Genomic DNA, 17,681 nt, shown 5'->3' on the forward strand with positions numbered 1-17,681 from the left:
TAAAGTGAACAGTTATACACTAGAAAAATATTGCTAAATAACAATAACTTGTAGGAGTTATGGTAGTGATCAACCCAAATAATCCCTTACTTATCAGCAATTAAGTGAAAGTGTAAGTAAAAAGATAAATATGTGTGCAATAAAAATGTATAAATGACTATCGAGCCAATTAGTTAGCTGGCTTTTTTAAGCCATTTTCAAGCAAGATTTTTGGATATAAAGAGAAAGAGGGCGTGGGAGGTTTACTTACTTAGCGCGTGAGAAAATAGGTTGGATAATCGGTGATGATGACGTCGACTTGCCACGTAATAAGCTGTTTAATCGTTTCGCTATCATTGACGGTCCACGCGCTGACTGGCAGGTGATAACGATGACAGTGCTTAATGACTGCTTGAGTCAGCAATGGATAGTGAATACCTAGCTGGACGCAGCCAAGTTGCAGGGCAGTTTGCGGTGCGCTTAGCAAAGTTTTAGGGGTGCGAATCAGTAAACCACGCGGAATGTGTTGTAAGGTTTTATTGCGTTGCAGCCGCGCGTGTAATTCGACATCGAAGCTGGTCAGCGCTATAGGCAAGCTGGCAAGCGGACTGTCGATTAAATCGTGCATTAACGCCTTGATTAGTTTGCTGTAATCGGTGCGCTCATGCGTCTTAATTTCCAGCTCAATATAGCCAAAACCTGTTAGTACAGAGGATATTTCGGCCAAAGGGGTAATCTGATGGCCGGACTGCAAATAGCGTCCAATCTCGGCAAGACTCAACTGGTCGATGCAGGATTGCTGAGCGCATAGGCGTTGTAAATTATCATCATGAAAGACCAGCAAGTGACCATCGGCGCTTAATTGCACATCAAATTCAACGCCTATCAAACCCGCGCTTTGTAGGTTTTGCGCCAGTTTAAAGCCTGCTAAGGTGTTTTCTAATGCTTCACCGCGCGCCCCGCGATGGCCCAATAAAAGGGTATTTTTAAAATTTATCATTATTATTTATCATTATTAATAGCTATCAAAAATTCTTATCGCTATCATATCGTCTCTGCAAAATGGGGTCTAATAAAATATTTATCTGAGAACAGAAGCATTACTTATATAGCGTACGTAGGAGCTGCAGCTACGATATAAAATATGTCTTTGTAGCTTTTTTGCAACCAAAGCAAGGTTTTGTACACAATGTTGGACGTTATTTGTATATCAATAGGCTACACTGATGACCATTTAAATCAAACGCCGTATAATAACGTGGTTTTCAAAACTTGCATGGCAATCTTTACTATACCGTCGTTACCATTTAAATGTCATGATGCGCATGTAAGTTTTTGAATGTTAAAATACTGACCGTCAGTAGCGGTACGAATCAGGAAATTGGAGCAAAAAGAAGATGAGCGTAGCAAATAAGAGTTTGAGCAAGTGGTATAAGGTTGCTGGTATTGGTATCGCCTGTAGTTTGGTACTTACAGGCTGTAACCGCTCAGAAAAAGAAGAGACCACAGAAACTGCCGAGCTAACCGAAGAGACCGCCACTAACGAAAACGCGGCTGCTACAGCGGTAAGTTGTGATGATCCAATGGTACAAGATCGCCTCAAATCAGCCTTAAAAAATATGCTCAATCAACAAGCGCAAACCTTGGCAGCAAGTTACGCTAATGATGCTGAAATTGCTTTAAATGGTGGCGTTGTCAGTGGTAAAATCAATGGTATCGTCATCGATGTGCAAAACGCTGCGGTATTACAAGCCACAAATGATAATGGTATGACTACCTGTCAGGCGAGTGTCAGCATGACTCTGCCAAGTGAAGACTTATACCAAGCCAGCCAGCTGCAAGCCGCTAACAATCAGCCAAGCTTACAATCACGCCTAGCCAATGACAATATTCGTATCAATAACAACATGCTTGTTGACGATGCCTTTACCTATGTCGTTGGTACCCAAGGCGGTCAAGTACGTACGCGTATCGCTGGACAGCCAGCACTGCTGACCGTGGTATCAGAAGTAGTGGCAGGCTCAGCCTTTCAGACAGCGCTAGAAGAGCAGCGTGCCGCGCAAGCAGCCGAACGCCGCCGTCAAGCGGCACAAAACAATAGCGAAAACCAAACTCGTCAACCGAGACCGGTAACGCCAGCGGCCCCTGTACGTCCAGCTGAGCCTGCTACGCCACCGACTGTCAATCAAAATAGCAGCAGTCAAAACAGTAGCCAGAACACGAGTAATCAGGATAACCAAAGCAATAACCAAGCTGCCCCAACGCCTAGTACTTCAGCGCCTGCGACTCCAGCTGCACCTAAGTCAGTCCCTAAAGATGACAGTATCGATATGGTGATTATCGAAGATAAAGACGCGACTTATTAATTATTAATAACCTCTCAGTTTTTTAATAAAATGTCAGTATCGATTATTTAAGCCTAGCGTTTGAAATTTAAAAGCCCGCAACTTACGATATTTGCGGGCTTTTTGCTTGCATGGATTTTTAGCGGTCAATTTTTGAAGGTCAGTAAAAGCTAAACTATTTATTCTCAGCGAATTTTTGTAATACTTGACTGTCCCATAGCACTTCAGAAACTTGCTCAGGGTCAGTGCAAAAACGCGCAGCAACAAACAGCCAGTCAGACAGGCGATTGATAAGGCTAACTGCCGTTGGACGAATAGCTTCTGGGCGCTGCTGTTGCAATAGCACCGCTTGACGCTCAGCACGGCGACAGACGGTACGGGCGACATGCAGTTGACTGACCAACACTGAACCTGTCGGTAGGATAAAATCTTTTAGCGCCGGCAAGGTGCTATTCATCGCGTCAATCTGCTGCTCTAACCATGCAATGTGCGCGCTATTCACGCCTTCATATTCTGGCATGGCAAGCTCGCCACCGATATTAAATAGCAGATGCTGAATAATCACTAATGCTTGGGCAAAGTCGGCTTCTTTTGTCGCGTCAGTCGAGTTTTGCGTCAACTGCGCGCGTACCAAACCAATATGTGAGTTAAGCTCGTCGACATCACCCATAACGCTAAATAGATTGTCCGCTTTACTCACGCGGCTGCCATCTGCCATGCCTGTGGTACCGTCATCGCCAGTACGTGTATATATTTTGCTTAAACGATTGCCCATGTTTTTATCCTTAAAGGTTAGTGTTTGTTAAAAAGTCAGTATTTTTTAGCATTGCGAATGTTAGTTATGCGCACATTGTAGTATTTTACGAGCATTTTCGCTAAGATAATGGGTTAAGTTTTATACTGCTGCTTTTTCAAAAAGAATAATGACGCTAAATATTGTTATAACTAAGCTATAAATAAGCGTTTTCATTATTTAGTGTGCAGTAAGAATATTCTCGTTTCACTCTTATCTTTTTTATCAAAAGGCTTTTTTACTATGACCACACCTCTTGCAGACGCGATGTCTCAGCTTGCCATTTATGACTCACTTAACGGACGCAAGCAGGTATTTAAGCCGCTGGTTGCGGGCAAAGTCGGCATGTATGTGTGCGGAATGACGGTCTACGATTATTGTCATATCGGTCATGCGCGAGTGGTGGTTGCTTTTGATATGGCGGTGCGTTGGCTTAAGCAATTGGGCTATGAGGTTAATTATGTGCGTAATATCACCGATATAGATGACAAAATCATCGCTCGCGCAGCCGAAAACGGCGAAGAAATTGGCGCATTAACGCAGCGCTTTATCACAGCGATGCACGAAGATTTTGCGGCCCTTGGCTGCTTAGCACCCGATGCCGAGCCACGTGCGACCGATTATATCGATGAGATGCAGCAGATGATTGGCAATTTGGTCAGCAATGATTACGCTTACGCTGGCGATAATGGCGATGTCTATTATGCGGTCGATAGCTTCCCTGATTATGGCAAATTATCCAAGCGTAACTTGGATGATATGCAGGCGGGCTCACGCGTCGATGTCGAAAACGACAAGCGCAATCCGTTTGACTTTGTATTGTGGAAAGCGGCGAAACCTAGTGAGCCACAATGGGCATCGCCATGGGGTCAAGGGCGTCCGGGCTGGCATATCGAATGCTCGGCGATGTCAACCAAATGCCTTGGCAATACTTTTGATATTCATGGCGGTGGTCATGATTTACAGTTTCCACATCATGAAAATGAGATAGCACAATCGGAAGCGGCGACGGGCTGCGAGTACGCGCGTAATTGGATGCACGTTGGCTTTATTAATGTCGATGGCGAAAAAATGTCCAAATCGCTAAATAACTTCTTTACCATTCGCGATGTGATTGCCAAGTATCATTCTGAAACGGTGCGCTTTTTCTTGTTATCAAGTCACTATCGCAGCCAAGTCAACTTCTCAGACAAAGCCTTAGATGAAGCGCACAATAGCCTAAGCAGACTATATCAAGCATTAAAAGCGGCTGAACAGCAAAAAGGACAGGAACTTGTCATCGATGATGTGCTAACAAACTCTGCTTATGATAGCGCGGCAGGACAAGACTTTATCAAAGCCATGAATGATGATTTTAATAGCTCAACGGCTATTAGCGTATTATTTGGGCTAGCACGTGACATTAATAAAGCGCTCAAAGGCGAAGATGCAGAGGCTGCATGGCAGTTAGCGCAGCAACTAAAAGCTTTGGCACAGACATTAAATATATTGCAGCTGCCGGTACAGCAGTTTTTACAAGCGGTCGTGGGTGAGGCGCAAGAAGGTGGTTTGTCCGATGATGCTATCGATGGATTAATCACCGAGCGTGCCGATGCCAAAACCAATAAAAACTTTGCCCGTGCTGATGAGATACGTGAGCAGCTAAAAGAGGCGGGAATTGAGCTTGAAGACAGCCGTGCGGGTACGACTTGGCGCCGTGCTTAAATCGTATTCTTGCTATAAGCAATTGTATCAATTAACATTTTACCCTCAAATTAAGTCAGCTTTATGCTGGCTTTTTTTGGTTCAGTGCATTAGCTTTATCTTATATTCAAAATTAATGCTTAACTCTACTAAATCATTTCATTAATCAGCCTAGAACCTTAACGTATGAAACATTCCTCTCAGTCTTTGATGGCTAAAAATACCCAAGCTCCGTATATGGGCAATATGGGCGACGCTGGTGTTTCTGGTTGTAAGAGTCTAGACACTATTAAAGGTAGGCAGAAATTAACCGTGAGGCATTTGAACATACGTCATTTTATGTTCAGTATTTCCGTTATTATCCTAAGTATTGTTTATCTGCCGGCTTATGCGGCTAGTCATTCAGCGAATGACAATGCAACGATCAACAATCAAAACGAAACAACTGCGCCCATCACCGACGCGCCAGAAAATATCGTTGATTATGCATCACAACGGATTGATAATCTCAAAAAAGAGGGCGTCAGTGTCTCTGCGCTTGCCGAAGAGGTCATTAGTCCGTTTGAGAAAAAAACCAAGCAGCAAGCGGGGGCATTACAGGGTGATTCCGGTCTGACTGGCGACTATAACGAAAGTTATTATGCCTTAAATAAGCTCAATGTCGGCTTGCCGCCACTATCTGAGCCACCGAATTTATCGACACCACTGGCAACACTAGAGTTTTTTCAATCGGCAGTTATCAAGCAGCAGTATGATTTGGCCGCTTATGCGCTCAATATGAACTTGATTGACGAGGAGTTGCAACGTAATCAAGCAATAGAGCTTGCCAAACAGCTCGATTTTTTATTGATGGAAAAAAAGCTGTATGCGTTTGATAAGTTGCCTGACCGTCCTGATGGTTTGATAGAACCGCCGCTTGGTAGCAATAATAGTATCCAAGGCATCCCTCGGCGCTCAATCCAGTTGGGTTACATCGACTATCGTGATCGCCGTGTGCCGCTGTATCTTGAGCGCGTACGCATTGATGACAGTCCGCCTTTTTGGGTGTTTTCCGCGCAAACGGTTGCCAATATCAATAAGCTGTATGAGCAATATCAGCCTGCTAAATTTGAGCGTTATTTACCCGACTGGACCAAATTAAAAGTTTTCGGCATTGCCATTTGGGAATTTATCGCCTTATTTTTGTTCTTTTCTTTTACCATGGGCGCTGGTTGGTTGCTCAGTAAAGCAGCCGGTAAACTGCTCAATTGGTACGTTTTAGACAAAGAGGGCAATCGACTCGCCACCATTCATCATAACGGCGTCGAGGACTTGGTCAATAAGCTGACCGTGCCTTTAACGTTTACCATCAGTTTTTCCGCTGTTTATACCTTGGTATCGGGCGGTTTTCCTTATCTAGATGCGCTTGCCTCATCGACACGCCCCATTATTTGGATTGGGCTGGTGCTAAGCGCTATGTGGCTGGGTACACGCGCCATTAATTTCTTTGCCAATCGTTATAAAGATTTGCAAATCGAGAATTTGAGCGAAGAGCAGTTTGATAAAGGCCGCAGTCGCCGCACCTATGTGTCTATTTTTCGCCGCGTCTTTATCTTTGTGATGATTTTAGGCGGTATTTGGATAGGTTTGAGTGAATTTACCAATATTGATGGTTTGGGTAAAACCTTACTTACCTCCGCAGGTATTGCAGGTGCGGTGATAGGTATTGCTGCCCAGCCTATTTTGGGTAATATCATCGCAGGCATGCAAGTCGCCATTACCCAGCCGGTGCGTATCGGTGATACGGTGATGATGGAGGACGAGTGGTGCACGATTGAGGATTTGGGTTATACCTATGCGGTCCTAAAAACCTGGGATGAGCGCCGCTTGATTGTGCCGATGCGGCATTTTATCACTGAGATTGTAGAAAACTGGTCACATACCGAGTCGCATCAAATCTCAGTGATTTATTTATATGTCGATTATGGCGCTGATATCGAAGCGATACGACAAAAATATATTGAGCTGGTCAAAGACAGTGAGCTATGGGATAGTGACACCGAGCCTGAGATGTATACGGTATCGGTAACAGAGGCCACTATCAAGCTGCGCTGTAGCCAAGCGTCCGATAGCCCGCTCAATGCTTGGTTACTTGAATGTGAAGTGCGTGAGCAAATGCTAAGCTACTTATATAGTGAACAAAAGGATTATCTACCAGCGGAACGTTTTATCGTTAAAACAGAAACATAGTAACGATGTAAGAGCATGGCAAAATAAAGGCATCATCTGGCAAAATAAGCTGACAAATATGTTATGCGAAGGCTTGCTTTATTTGTTATAATATGGCGTTATTTTTAAGGGATAATTCAGTTATTAAGCGTCGGGTAATCAGATGTTAGAAGGTTTAGAAGCGCGGTATTAGCAATTCTACTTTCCTAAGCATTTTTTTACCGCTGATAAACAGATAACATGCCGAGTGATATCCGTATTTAAGGTTTGTTCCTCATGGTTTTTTCACAATTCTAGCCGCTTTATTTTGGCGTATTGATTTTGATAAAGCTTTTGTTTATCGACGTGATACTGCATTGCCCACCCATCAAAATAACCACCACTAGGGGTCTGTATGTTGCGAATTGTCGATGAAGCCTTAACCTTTGATGACGTTTTATTATTACCAGCTTATTCTGAAATCCTACCAAAAGCTGCTGATTTAACGACCCGCCTAACCAAAAATATCACTTTAAACTTACCGATGATTTCGGCTGCGATGGATACCGTTACTGAATCTGAGATGGCCATCACTATGGCGCAGCTTGGTGGTTTGGGTATTTTGCACAAGAGCATGGATATCGATAAACAGGCCATGCAAGTACGCCGCGTTAAAAAATTCGAAGCGGGTACAGTTGTTGATCCCATCACCGTGCACCCAGAGATGACCATCGGTGAGCTATTAAGATTGACCCAAGATAACAACATCTCAGGGGTGCCTGTGGTTGAGAAGGGTACCGATAAAGTCATCGGTATCGTCACCCACCGTGACTGGCGTTTTGAGACCAATTTATCCTTACCCGTCAGCCATATCATGACGCCAAAAGATCAGCTAGTTACTGTTAAAGAAGGTGAAAGTAACGAAAATATCAAAAGATTACTTCACGAGCACCGTATCGAAAAAGTGATTGTGATTAATGATGATTTTCGTTTGCGTGGTTTGATTACGGTCAATGATTTCTCTAAAGCAGAAAATAACCCTAATGCTTGTAAAGATGAGCAGGGTCGCCTGCGCGTTGGTGCGGCTGTCGGTACTGGCGCTGATACCCAAGCCCGTGTTGAAGCTTTGATTGCCGCTGATGTCGATATCATCGTTGTCGATACCGCGCATGGTCACTCAAAAGGCGTGATTGATAAAGTTTCTTGGATTAAAAAGCACTATCCAAACGTTCAGGTTATCGGCGGTAATATTGCCACAGGTGATGCCGCTAAAGCATTACGTGATGCCGGTGCAGATGCCGTTAAAGTAGGTATTGGTCCTGGGTCTATCTGTACCACGCGTATTATCGCGGGTGTTGGTATGCCGCAAATCTCGGCAATCGATAGTGTCGCAAGCGCGCTACAAGGCAGTATTCCACTGATTGCTGATGGTGGTATTCGTTATTCAGGCGATATGGCCAAAGCCATCGCTGCCGGTGCGTCGTGCATCATGGTTGGCTCATTGATGGCGGGTACCGAAGAAGCGCCGGGTGAGGTTGAGCTATTCCAAGGTCGCTACTATAAAGCCTATCGCGGCATGGGGAGCTTGGGCGCGATGTCAGGTCAAAACGGCTCATCAGATCGTTATTTCCAAGATGCCAAAGATGGGGTAGAAAAACTGGTACCAGAAGGTATTGAAGGCCGCGTACCTTATAAAGGCCCAGTTTCTGGTATTGTCAATCAGATGATGGGCGGTCTACGCTCATCGATGGGTTATACTGGTTGTGCAACCATTGAAGAGATGCGCACGAAGCCGCAGTTTGTAAAAGTCACTTCAGCGGGTATGAAAGAATCTCATGTCCATGATGTGCAGATTACCAAAGAAGCACCTAATTATCGCGTTGATTAATCATTTCTTAACGCTAGTTATGTGTAGGTTATCGGCTCTGTAGCGTTGCCGTGATACCAAGATACAAACAGCCAACAATGCTTTGTTATTGTTGGCTGTTTTTTTTGTAAAATACAACATTAAACTCTTCTATCTATAACTTAGACGCCTTGTCTAGGTTTAAGGCTTATACTTGATGTGTTTTAAAAATACTTCGGCATTGCTGGAGTGAGTTTTTAGTAGCCTTAAAAAGGATAAGGCGCATAGAAAGAGAGCAAAAAAAGAAAATTTATAGCAGCAGATAGTTTTAAAAGGGTTTCTAAAAAAGCGATTGTCTATCAATTAGCTTCTTTTAAACCAATGACAGTCTGGGCGTCCGTTTGATTTTTTACTTTATAAAATTGAGGAATAATAATAATGAGTTACTTTGGCACTGATGGTATTCGCGGCAAATTTGGTGAGTTACCGATTACCCCTGATTTTATTTTGAAGTTAGGTTATGTGACGGGGCTGGTGCTGATAGAAAATAATAATAATCCTGCGCGCAAACCCAGTGTGGTGATAGGTAAAGATACGCGTCTGTCCGGCTATGTGATTGAAGGGGCGCTGCAGGCAGGCTTTAATGCAGCTGGGGTTGACGTCCATATGCTAGGGCCGCTACCGACGCCTGCTATCGCGCATTTGACCCGCAGTTTTAACGCCGATGCTGGTGTGGTGATTTCTGCTTCGCACAATCCTTATTTTGATAATGGCATCAAGTTCTTCTCAGGTGATGGCAAAAAACTGACCGATGAGATGCAAAGCGCGATCAATGATAAATTGTCCGCAATTATGGACGCCTCAAATTCCGCTAATAATGCCATCATGCCAATCCTTGATCCGGCGCAACTGGGCAAAAACAATCGTATTAATGATGCGAAAGGCCGCTATATCGAATTTTGCAAAGGCAGTTTCCCTTATCAATATGACTTGGACCATTTAACCGTCGTCGTCGACTGTGCCAATGGTGCAGGTTATAGCGTTGCGCCGCGTGTTATGCGTGAGCTTGGCGCCAATGTTATCGCAATTAATAACAAACCCGATGGTATCAATATCAATGCCAATTGCGGCTCAACCCATCCTGAGAGTCTGCAAAAAGCGGTACTCGAATATGAAGCCGATGTCGGTATTGCTTTAGATGGCGATGGTGACCGTATCGTGATGGTCGATGAAGCCGGTGAGCTGGTCGATGGCGATGGTATTTTGTATGTACTTGCTACTCAAGGTCAAACCAAAGCTGAAGGCGTTGTGGGGACCTTGATGAGTAACATGGGCTTAGAGTTGGCGTTAAAAGACGCGGATATCGCCTTTACCCGTGCAAAAGTTGGCGACCGCTATGTCATGCAAGAGCTTGAAGCCAATGGTTGGATATTGGGCGGTGAGCCATCTGGTCATATTTTATGCTTGGATAAAAGCCGCACGGGCGATGCCATTATCGCAGGCTTACAAGTGCTGGCAGTGATGCAAGCACGTGGTAAGGCGCTTAGCGATTTGACCGAAGGCTTTGAAGTGTTACCACAAAAACTGGTCAATGTGCGCTTATCGCAAATGCAAGATCCGTTTGAGCATGAAGAGCTTGTCGCAGCTTTTGATAAAGCGCGCGCTACTTTAGAAGGTCGTGGTCGCCTGCTTATCCGTCAGTCAGGTACAGAGCCGATGATTCGGGTCATGGTTGAGTCAGACGATGAGATAGAATGCGATGTGATGGCCAATGATTTGGCCGATAAAATCAAAACGGTTTTAGGCTAAACGTCTTGGTTAAATAGACTTATATTAATAATATTCGAAAGTTAGCGAGAAACAATCATGAGTATGGATTTTACCGATCAGCGCTTATCGTATGAGAAAGGGCAACTCGACCAGCAGTCAGTACCAGACTCACCATTTGAGCTGCTACACGCGTGGATGAATGAAGCGATAGCAGCAGAAGTGCAAGAACCTTATGCGATGAGTTTAGCGACGTGCGGCGCGGACAATAAGCCCAGCGTGCGTATCGTTTTGCTGCGCGAAATTACCGATAAAGGCATCGTGTTTTATACCAATTATGAAAGTGCCAAGGGCCAAGATATCGCCGAAAATCCCAATGCCGAAGCGCTGTTTTTTTGGCATAAGCTTGAGCGTCAAATCCGTATCAGCGGCAGTATTGCTAAAATAGACGCTACTAAATCAGCGGCTTATTTCCAAAAACGTCCGCATGATAGTCAAGTGGGCGCGTGGGTTAGCCAGCCGCAAAGTGGTGAGGTTGCCAATCGCGAGGTCATGGAGCAAACGTTTGAGCAGTTGCAAAATGATTATCCAGCAGACAGTCAAGTGCCAACCCCTGAGTTTTGGGGTGGCTATGAGATTACGATTGAGAGCATCGAGTTTTGGCAAGGCCGCGCCAATCGTATGCATGACCGCATTGTTTATACGCAAGATAAGAGTGGCACGGGCGACGCGGCAAAATGGACAACCAAACGCTTGTTACCATAAAATTAGCTCATTTAAGCTAAAATCTACTGAAAATAAGATATTGCAAAAATCAAAAAGCCTCTTTAAACCTAACACGTTAGGCATTTAAAGAGGCTTTTTTTTGCGCTGATTTTTAGCCTAATTTCTTGCATTAATTTCTTGCATTAACTTTTTGCTTTGGTATCGACATTCACTGACACTGACATACCTGGACGTAACTGCGCAAGGTTAGGCTGGTTTTGGTCTAAATCAATTCTAACAGGAACGCGCTGGGCAATTTTGATATAGTTACCCGTCGCAGGGTTGGCCGCGCCTGCGCTAAATTCGCTGCCCGTTGCAGGCGAGATATTACTGACATGACCGCTAAATTTGGCACCGCCAAGGGCATCGACATGAATGGTAGCGGGCTCACCGATACGCATATTGGCTACTTGCGTTTCTTTAAAGTTGGCAATAATCCATATGCCTTTTGGTACGATATACATCAGCTGCGTACCAGCGCTCACGTATTGTCCTTCTTTGACACTGATTTGACTCAGCTGCCCAGATTCCGGTGCCTTAATAACGGTATTGTCTAAATTAATCTGAGCTTGCTTAGCACCGGCTTCTGCACTCTTAATATTGGCATCTAAAGATGAGCGGCTACCGCTGGTCTTCTCGCTTGCCTCACGAGCCACTTGTAAATTCGCTTCTGCTTGTTGCACGTTGGCCTGCGCTTTTGCAAGTTGCGCTTTGATATGCGCCACTTCTGCCTTTGAGACCGCGCCGATAGCGTCTAAACCTTGATAGCGTTTGACATCCTCACGCGCACTGTCGACGCTGACTTTAGCACTATATAAGTCCGCCTCGCGTGCTTCGATTTGCGCTTGGCTGCTTCCTGTATCCTGCGCATTACTAGCGCGATTGGTCACAGCGATTTCAATGTTTGCCTGCGCTTGCTCAAGCTGCTGCCTAAAAGTACGATCGTCTATTTTGATTAATAAATCACCTTCTTTAACATTGGCAAAATCCTCAACCGCCACCTCAGTCACGTAGCCAGATACTTGCGGACTGATAATGGTGGTTTGTCCTTTAATAAAGGCATTATTGGTCTGCTGGACCGTCGGGGTAAAAGGCGGCAGCTTCCAAGCGTACAAAATTAATGCCACACCAATAACAATCAAGGCGATTAGTATGCCTAAATTTAAATAAGACTTCTTCTTTGGCGACCAGCCGTCGCTGCTAGGAATCGGCTCCTTTGGGGGCATAGGCGGCATGGACGACTCATCACTGTCAGTAAGACTCTCATTAACAATACTCTCGTCATTAACAATACTCTCGTCATTTGCGAGCCTGTCGTTAGCTGATTTATCTAGATTGACCGCAGCACTTGGATGATTTGTTGCATCAGGAGCATGATTGTCGTTGGTTAGCGCGTCAGAGGCGGGCTTAGGGTTTTGGTTAAGCTCATCAGATTTTTCTTGACTCATGCCGCGCTCCTAAAGTTTGAATAGTTATCATAAGTTTTTTTTGCATTTGTTAATATGTTAAAGTGGCATTTTTAAATGAAGAAAATGCTTTAATTATTCGGGCTATTTTGCTTCGCGCATTTTTGCAATCGCTGCCAATTCTTTAGCCAATGGATTACGTTTATGGTAGCGATGATACAAGTAATTTAGTAATAAAATCAGCGTTGTGATGGAGGCGATAATTGCCATAAGAAAAAATAAATCAGCATAGGCGGCGACAGTCGCTTGGCGCTGAATACCTTGCAATACTTGTCCCATCGCTGCGACATTTGCTTGATTGGCATCCGTGATTTGGGTAGATAACATACGACCTGCGCCTGCAACTTGTGCCATTAAGGCCGGGTCGCCTAAATTAAACGAGCTGACCATATCAGCGTAGTGTATCTGTGTACGTATGGTGGTAAACGCTTGAATCGCTGCCGCGCCTGCAAGTCCGCCAATGGTCTGCGAGATGCTAAAAATAACCGAAAAACTTATAATGTAAGCAGGGCCGTTAGCGATAGCGCGAAACATCCCTTCAAAAACCATGGGACCCATAAAGTAAACGGCAGCAAAGGCAATCATAAATTGACTGACATAAAACATATAAGGGGCAGAATTTAGCGAAATATCTGTATCTAGCCAGGCGCCAACCGCAATCAGGGCGACAGCGAAAATGACTGGACGGCGTAAATCCATCGCATTGGTCCTAAAAATACTGATGACCAAGGCCAGAACGCTGGCGGCAAGTATCACCGCATAAAAGGTGATCAGTTGATCATTTCCGTAGCCCAAATTGGCCAATAAACCTGCTGCACCGACATTTTGCTCGGATAATAAAATACGCATCACTGCACCCGTTATCGTAAAAGCGATGATATTGCGGCTACGCATCCAGCGCACTTGTAACATTGGGTTTTTACGGTGCGTTTCAATCCATAAGGCGATGCTAATCGTCACCACCGCGATGATGAGCGGATAGCTCAGCCAAGGCGTCGTCCACCACTGGATACGCCCTTGTACCAAAAAGACTGCCAAGGCTGCAAGACCGCTGGCAAAAAACGCAAAGCTTAAAAAATCCAGTTTTTCGAATACTTTTTCGGTATTGCCGGGTGGTAGCTCTAAGATATTAATCAGGGCAAAGCAAATCAGGGTTAAGCCCAATTCAAACAAAAATAGCGTTTCAAGCTGGCCGTCGGCCGCAAGATATGGCGAGATAATCCTTGAGAGAGGAATGCCAAATTGTACTAAGCCAAACCCCAAAATCAGACCGCTAATGCGTTTTGCGGTTGGCATACCTTGCAGGCAATAAAAAATAGCCAATACCGTCATGGCACTAGCAACCATACCACTTAAGCCGCGGGCGATGATTTCTAGATAATAAGGCTCAATGATAATAGCGCTGGTGTCTAAGAGATGGCTACTGACCAACCATTGTAAACTGGTGGCCGCCAACAGTGAGAACAGGGTGATTTTGCTAAAGAGCGCCATACCAAATTGCTGACGGATTTTGTATAGCAGCACGGTGATACAAGCATTGGTCATATTATAGGCGACCGATATCCAGCCACCTTCGACTGGCGTCAAGCCCATTTCACCTTGGATTTGGGTCAGATTTGCCACCAATAAACCATTTTGAAAGCTGGCGGTGATGCCAATAAAAATACCAATCAATAGATAAAATACTTTGCGGCGCGTAGGATGGTCGGGTGTGGCGGGAGAACCCACCATAAAGGGTTGTTCGTGCGGTTTGAATTGGTATTCATTGCTCATTGTCTATCGCCACCTGCTAAAAGTAGAAAGATAAAGTGACATCGTAGGATTCCTAGACGAGCAATAATTGGACGAGCTATTATCAAATTGAGCCATAAGTGCTTCATTTAGTAGCTATAAATAGTAGCTATAAAAAATAAAAAATAAAAAACAGTCAAAGGACCGTTTGCATTATTTTATCATGATTTCAATTTGAGACTATTTAGTGTTTGTACTTTTTTAGTTTAAAAAGGTGAGAGCGTCATAGTTATTTTTATGCTTAAAGATATAAATAATTCCACTTTTATTTAGAGTTTTTGCTCGAAGGTCTTCTTAGCTAAACTTAATTTTACAAGTAACAAATGTCGATTTTTTATAAATATGGCGCTTGACTGGGCTAGGCTCTGGGTACAAACTATGATGCTGACATATCCTCTTTTTTAGAGGCATAATAACAGTATTATAAGAAATACAAGGTCGTATTCAATGGCCGTTACAAGGAAAGTAAAATGGATTTTGCCCACATTATTCCGCCGAAAGCTCCGAGTGCGTGGCTTGATATGGACGCGCTCGATCATAATATAAAACTGGTCAACCAAAAAACTAAGTCTGTTCAACTACGCTTGGCGACCAAATCTATTCGCTCTATCGACGTTCTGCACTACATTAAAGACAAATCTCCTAACTTTATCGGCCTGATATCTTATGCGGCCGACGAATCAGTGTATCTGTTAGAAAATGGCTTTGGTAATATTCTCTGCGCTTATCCAACTTTAGATGCGAAAAGTGTCGCCGCAACTTTTGACTTTACCAAACAGGGCGCAACCATGATTTGGATGGTCGATCGCCCAGAGCATGTGGATGTGCTGAATGAAGTTGCCAAAGCGCACGATGTCATTATTGATGTTTGTCTCGATATCAATATGTCGATGCCGCTGCCCAAGCTGTATTTCGGTACCAAACGTTCGGCATTAATGAGCATCAAAGACGTAAAAAAACTACTAAAACATATCAAAAAATATCCCAATATTAAGGTCAGTGCGGCAATGGGCTATGAGGCACAAATTGCGGGTTTGCCCGAGCATTTACCGGGTAAAACTGTGTTGTCGCCTGCGATTCGTTTACTAAAAAGCCTCTCACAAAAATAAGTGAGTAAGCGCCGCCGCTCAATTGTTGCCTATCTGGATAAACAAGGTTATACGCTTAAGCTCGTCAATGGGGGCGGCAGTGGCAGTATGGATTTCACTTCAAGCCAGCCTGAGGTTAGCGAAATAACGGTCGGTTCTGCCTATTATAAACCGGCGTATTTTGATTATATGGATAGCATGCATGAGTTTCAGCCTGCCGCGGGCTTTGTGCTGCCTGTGACGCGTCAGCCGGAAAAAGGCGTGATTACCTGTCATAGTGGCGGCTTTATTGCCTCGGGTGCGACAGGTGCCGATAAAGCACCGGTCATTCATTATCCCAAACATTTATCCCTATTGAACGATGAAGGTTTTGGTGAAGTACAAACGCCGATGGCAATTGGCAAAACGGGCAATGATGATGAGATGCCGCGTCTTAATATTGGCGATATGGTTTGGTGCCGCCATGGAAAAGCAGGCGAGCTGTGTGAACATTTTAATGAACTCATTTGTTATCGACAATCTGGTCGGCCTACAGTGGCAGCAAACAAAGTAGAAAAGCAGCAAACCATGATAACTTACCGAGGAGAGGGCAAATGTTTTCATTAAGGCAGTGGCAAGGAAGCAATGATTGGCAAAATTGGGTAGGGTACGAGCGTGCTGCCCCTGAGCAAAAACTCACGCCTTCATCGGTTGCAGAACTACAAGAGATTGTGAAAAATGCACGGGCAAATAAAAAGCGCGTTAGAGTCACCGGCGCGGCGCATTCTTTTAGTGGCTGCGCGAAACCTGAAGAAATTGCCGTCAGTTTACATAATATGCGCGGTCTCATCTCAGTCGATAAAGAGGCGAAGCTTGCCACTTTACATGCTGGTACTTACTTATATGAAATTGGCGCAGCGCTCAAAGAGCATGGTTTGGCATTAGAAAACATGGGTGATGTACAAGCGCAAACCATTGCTGGCGCTGCCAGTACCGCAACTCATGGTACAGGGATTACTTTAGGCTCAATTGCCAATCAAGTGGTAACCTGGGAATGGGTCGATGGTAAAGGCGAGCTGCACACCCATCATCGCGGCGACCCGAAAACCGATGAGCTGGGTAATGCCTCACATGCCAGCCTTGGTATGCTTGGTATCTTTACCAAATTAACGCTTAAAGTGGTCGATATCTACGGACTTAAAGAGTCCAACGAAGTCTTAGATTTTGAAGAAGGCTTGGCGCGTTTTCATGAAACCGCGTACAGCCATCGGCATATGGAATGGTTTTTATTTCCTGGCACCAATAAAATTCAGCAAAAGACGCTATCAGTGACAGCACCCAAAGCGATGACGGGCACGCAAAAAATCAAAGATCATTTCGACAGTGTAGTCACTTTAAATGGTGCTTTTTATGTGCTGTGCGAGCTGGCTCGTATGAAGCCGTCGCTGACCAAAAAGGTCAGTGAAATATCAGCAAGCTCTATTCCTAATACCAAGCGTGAAGGCTATAGCTACGAGGTGTTTCCGACACCGCGCGGCGTCAAATTTAATGAATCTGAGTATTTTATCAAGTTATCTGATTTTGATGAATGTATCTCAGAGGTCAATCATATTTTATTAAACGACAACAAAGGCTCGCACTTTCCTATTGAGGTGCGCACGCATAAAGGCGAGACGGGCATGCTCAGTCCTACGCAGGGAGAGGATTGCGCGGTATTATCGTTCCACGTCTATAAAGGTATGGACTGTGAGCCATTGTTTAAATGGCTGTACGAGTATATGAAAAAATGGCAGGGTCGCCCGCATTGGGGCAAAGTGAATAAATTGAGCCGTATAGAGCTGCAAAGCTTATATCCTAAGCTCAATCGCTTTTTGGAGATACGCCGTGAGTATGACCCTGATAATGTCTTTATGAATAGCTGGCTTGAGCAAAAGTTTTGCCTTTAAAGCCCTTATCAACTTAGCCATAAAAAAAACAGCTCATAAAGAGCTG

General features: G+C 44.5%; 13 protein-coding genes. 9 read left to right on the top strand and 4 right to left on the bottom strand.

Annotation, left to right across the window (positions count from 1 at the left end):
- Positions 1-250 precede the first annotated feature (250 nt).
- Positions 251-979, bottom strand: a complete 729-nt coding sequence (locus tag AB8P72_RS05700) for a glycerophosphodiester phosphodiesterase (protein WP_369958202.1) — start codon at positions 977-979, stop codon at positions 251-253.
- Positions 980-1,376: 397 nt separating this feature from the next.
- On the opposite strand from AB8P72_RS05700, the gene AB8P72_RS05705 reads away from it, so the two are divergent.
- Positions 1,377-2,345: a hypothetical protein gene (locus AB8P72_RS05705; RefSeq protein WP_369958203.1), complete on the top strand. Its 969-nt coding sequence runs from the start codon at positions 1,377-1,379 to the stop codon at positions 2,343-2,345.
- A 154-nt stretch (positions 2,346-2,499) separates the two neighbouring features.
- Here the strand turns inward: AB8P72_RS05705 and AB8P72_RS05710 are convergent, their stop codons facing one another.
- Complete coding sequence (locus AB8P72_RS05710) at positions 2,500-3,099, bottom strand: cob(I)yrinic acid a,c-diamide adenosyltransferase (protein WP_068405664.1); 600 nt, start codon at positions 3,097-3,099, stop codon at positions 2,500-2,502.
- Positions 3,100-3,360: 261 nt separating this feature from the next.
- Here AB8P72_RS05710 and cysS point away from each other — a divergent pair, with 261 nt between their 5' ends.
- The 5 genes from cysS (at position 3,361) to pdxH (ending at position 11,365) form a co-directional block, all read left to right on the top strand.
- Positions 3,361-4,821 (top strand): cysteine--tRNA ligase, encoded by a 1,461-nt coding sequence (gene cysS / locus AB8P72_RS05715; protein ID WP_369958204.1) that lies wholly within the window; start codon positions 3,361-3,363, stop codon positions 4,819-4,821.
- Between the two features lie 165 nt (positions 4,822-4,986).
- A complete protein-coding gene (locus tag AB8P72_RS05720; RefSeq protein ID WP_369958205.1) occupies positions 4,987-7,029 on the top strand; it encodes a mechanosensitive ion channel family protein in 2,043 nt (680 codons plus the stop codon).
- A 373-nt stretch (positions 7,030-7,402) separates the two neighbouring features.
- Positions 7,403-8,875 (top strand): IMP dehydrogenase, encoded by a 1,473-nt coding sequence (guaB, locus tag AB8P72_RS05725; protein ID WP_369958206.1) that lies wholly within the window; start codon positions 7,403-7,405, stop codon positions 8,873-8,875.
- Between the two features lie 396 nt (positions 8,876-9,271).
- On the top strand, positions 9,272-10,642 hold the full coding sequence (gene glmM, locus AB8P72_RS05730; protein ID WP_201541844.1) for a phosphoglucosamine mutase: 1,371 nt from the start codon (positions 9,272-9,274) through the stop codon (positions 10,640-10,642).
- 63 nt (positions 10,643-10,705) lie between these two features.
- Positions 10,706-11,365, top strand: a complete 660-nt coding sequence (gene pdxH, locus AB8P72_RS05735) for a pyridoxamine 5'-phosphate oxidase (protein WP_201542509.1) — start codon at positions 10,706-10,708, stop codon at positions 11,363-11,365.
- A 143-nt stretch (positions 11,366-11,508) separates the two neighbouring features.
- Here pdxH and AB8P72_RS05740 read toward each other — a convergent pair whose 3' ends face one another.
- Both AB8P72_RS05740 and AB8P72_RS05745 read right to left on the bottom strand, forming a co-directional pair.
- Positions 11,509-12,813: an HlyD family secretion protein gene (locus AB8P72_RS05740; RefSeq protein ID WP_305935336.1), complete on the bottom strand. Its 1,305-nt coding sequence runs from the start codon at positions 12,811-12,813 to the stop codon at positions 11,509-11,511.
- A gap of 102 nt (positions 12,814-12,915) precedes the next feature.
- Entirely contained in the window at positions 12,916-14,604 is a 1,689-nt protein-coding gene (locus AB8P72_RS05745) for an MFS transporter (protein ID WP_193030353.1), read from the bottom strand.
- Between the two features lie 488 nt (positions 14,605-15,092).
- Here AB8P72_RS05745 and AB8P72_RS05750 point away from each other — a divergent pair, with 488 nt between their 5' ends.
- The 3 genes from AB8P72_RS05750 to AB8P72_RS05760 are packed head-to-tail and all read left to right on the top strand — an operon-like array spanning position 15,093 to position 17,635.
- Positions 15,093-15,731, top strand: coding sequence for an alanine racemase (locus AB8P72_RS05750; protein WP_369958207.1), 639 nt, complete (start codon positions 15,093-15,095; stop codon positions 15,729-15,731).
- Positions 15,732-16,316, top strand: a complete 585-nt coding sequence (locus tag AB8P72_RS05755) for a hypothetical protein (protein WP_369958208.1) — start codon at positions 15,732-15,734, stop codon at positions 16,314-16,316.
- Positions 16,304-17,635 carry a D-arabinono-1,4-lactone oxidase gene (locus tag AB8P72_RS05760; RefSeq protein WP_305935334.1) on the top strand — a complete coding sequence of 444 codons (1,332 nt, stop codon included), beginning with the start codon at positions 16,304-16,306 and terminating at the stop codon, positions 17,633-17,635. The genes AB8P72_RS05755 and AB8P72_RS05760 overlap by 13 nt, the downstream gene beginning before the upstream one ends.
- The last annotated feature ends 46 nt before the right edge of the window (positions 17,636-17,681 follow it).

This window comes from Psychrobacter sp. CLB018 (genome assembly GCF_041222815.1).
Lineage (GTDB): Bacteria > Pseudomonadota > Gammaproteobacteria > Pseudomonadales > Moraxellaceae > Psychrobacter > Psychrobacter faecalis.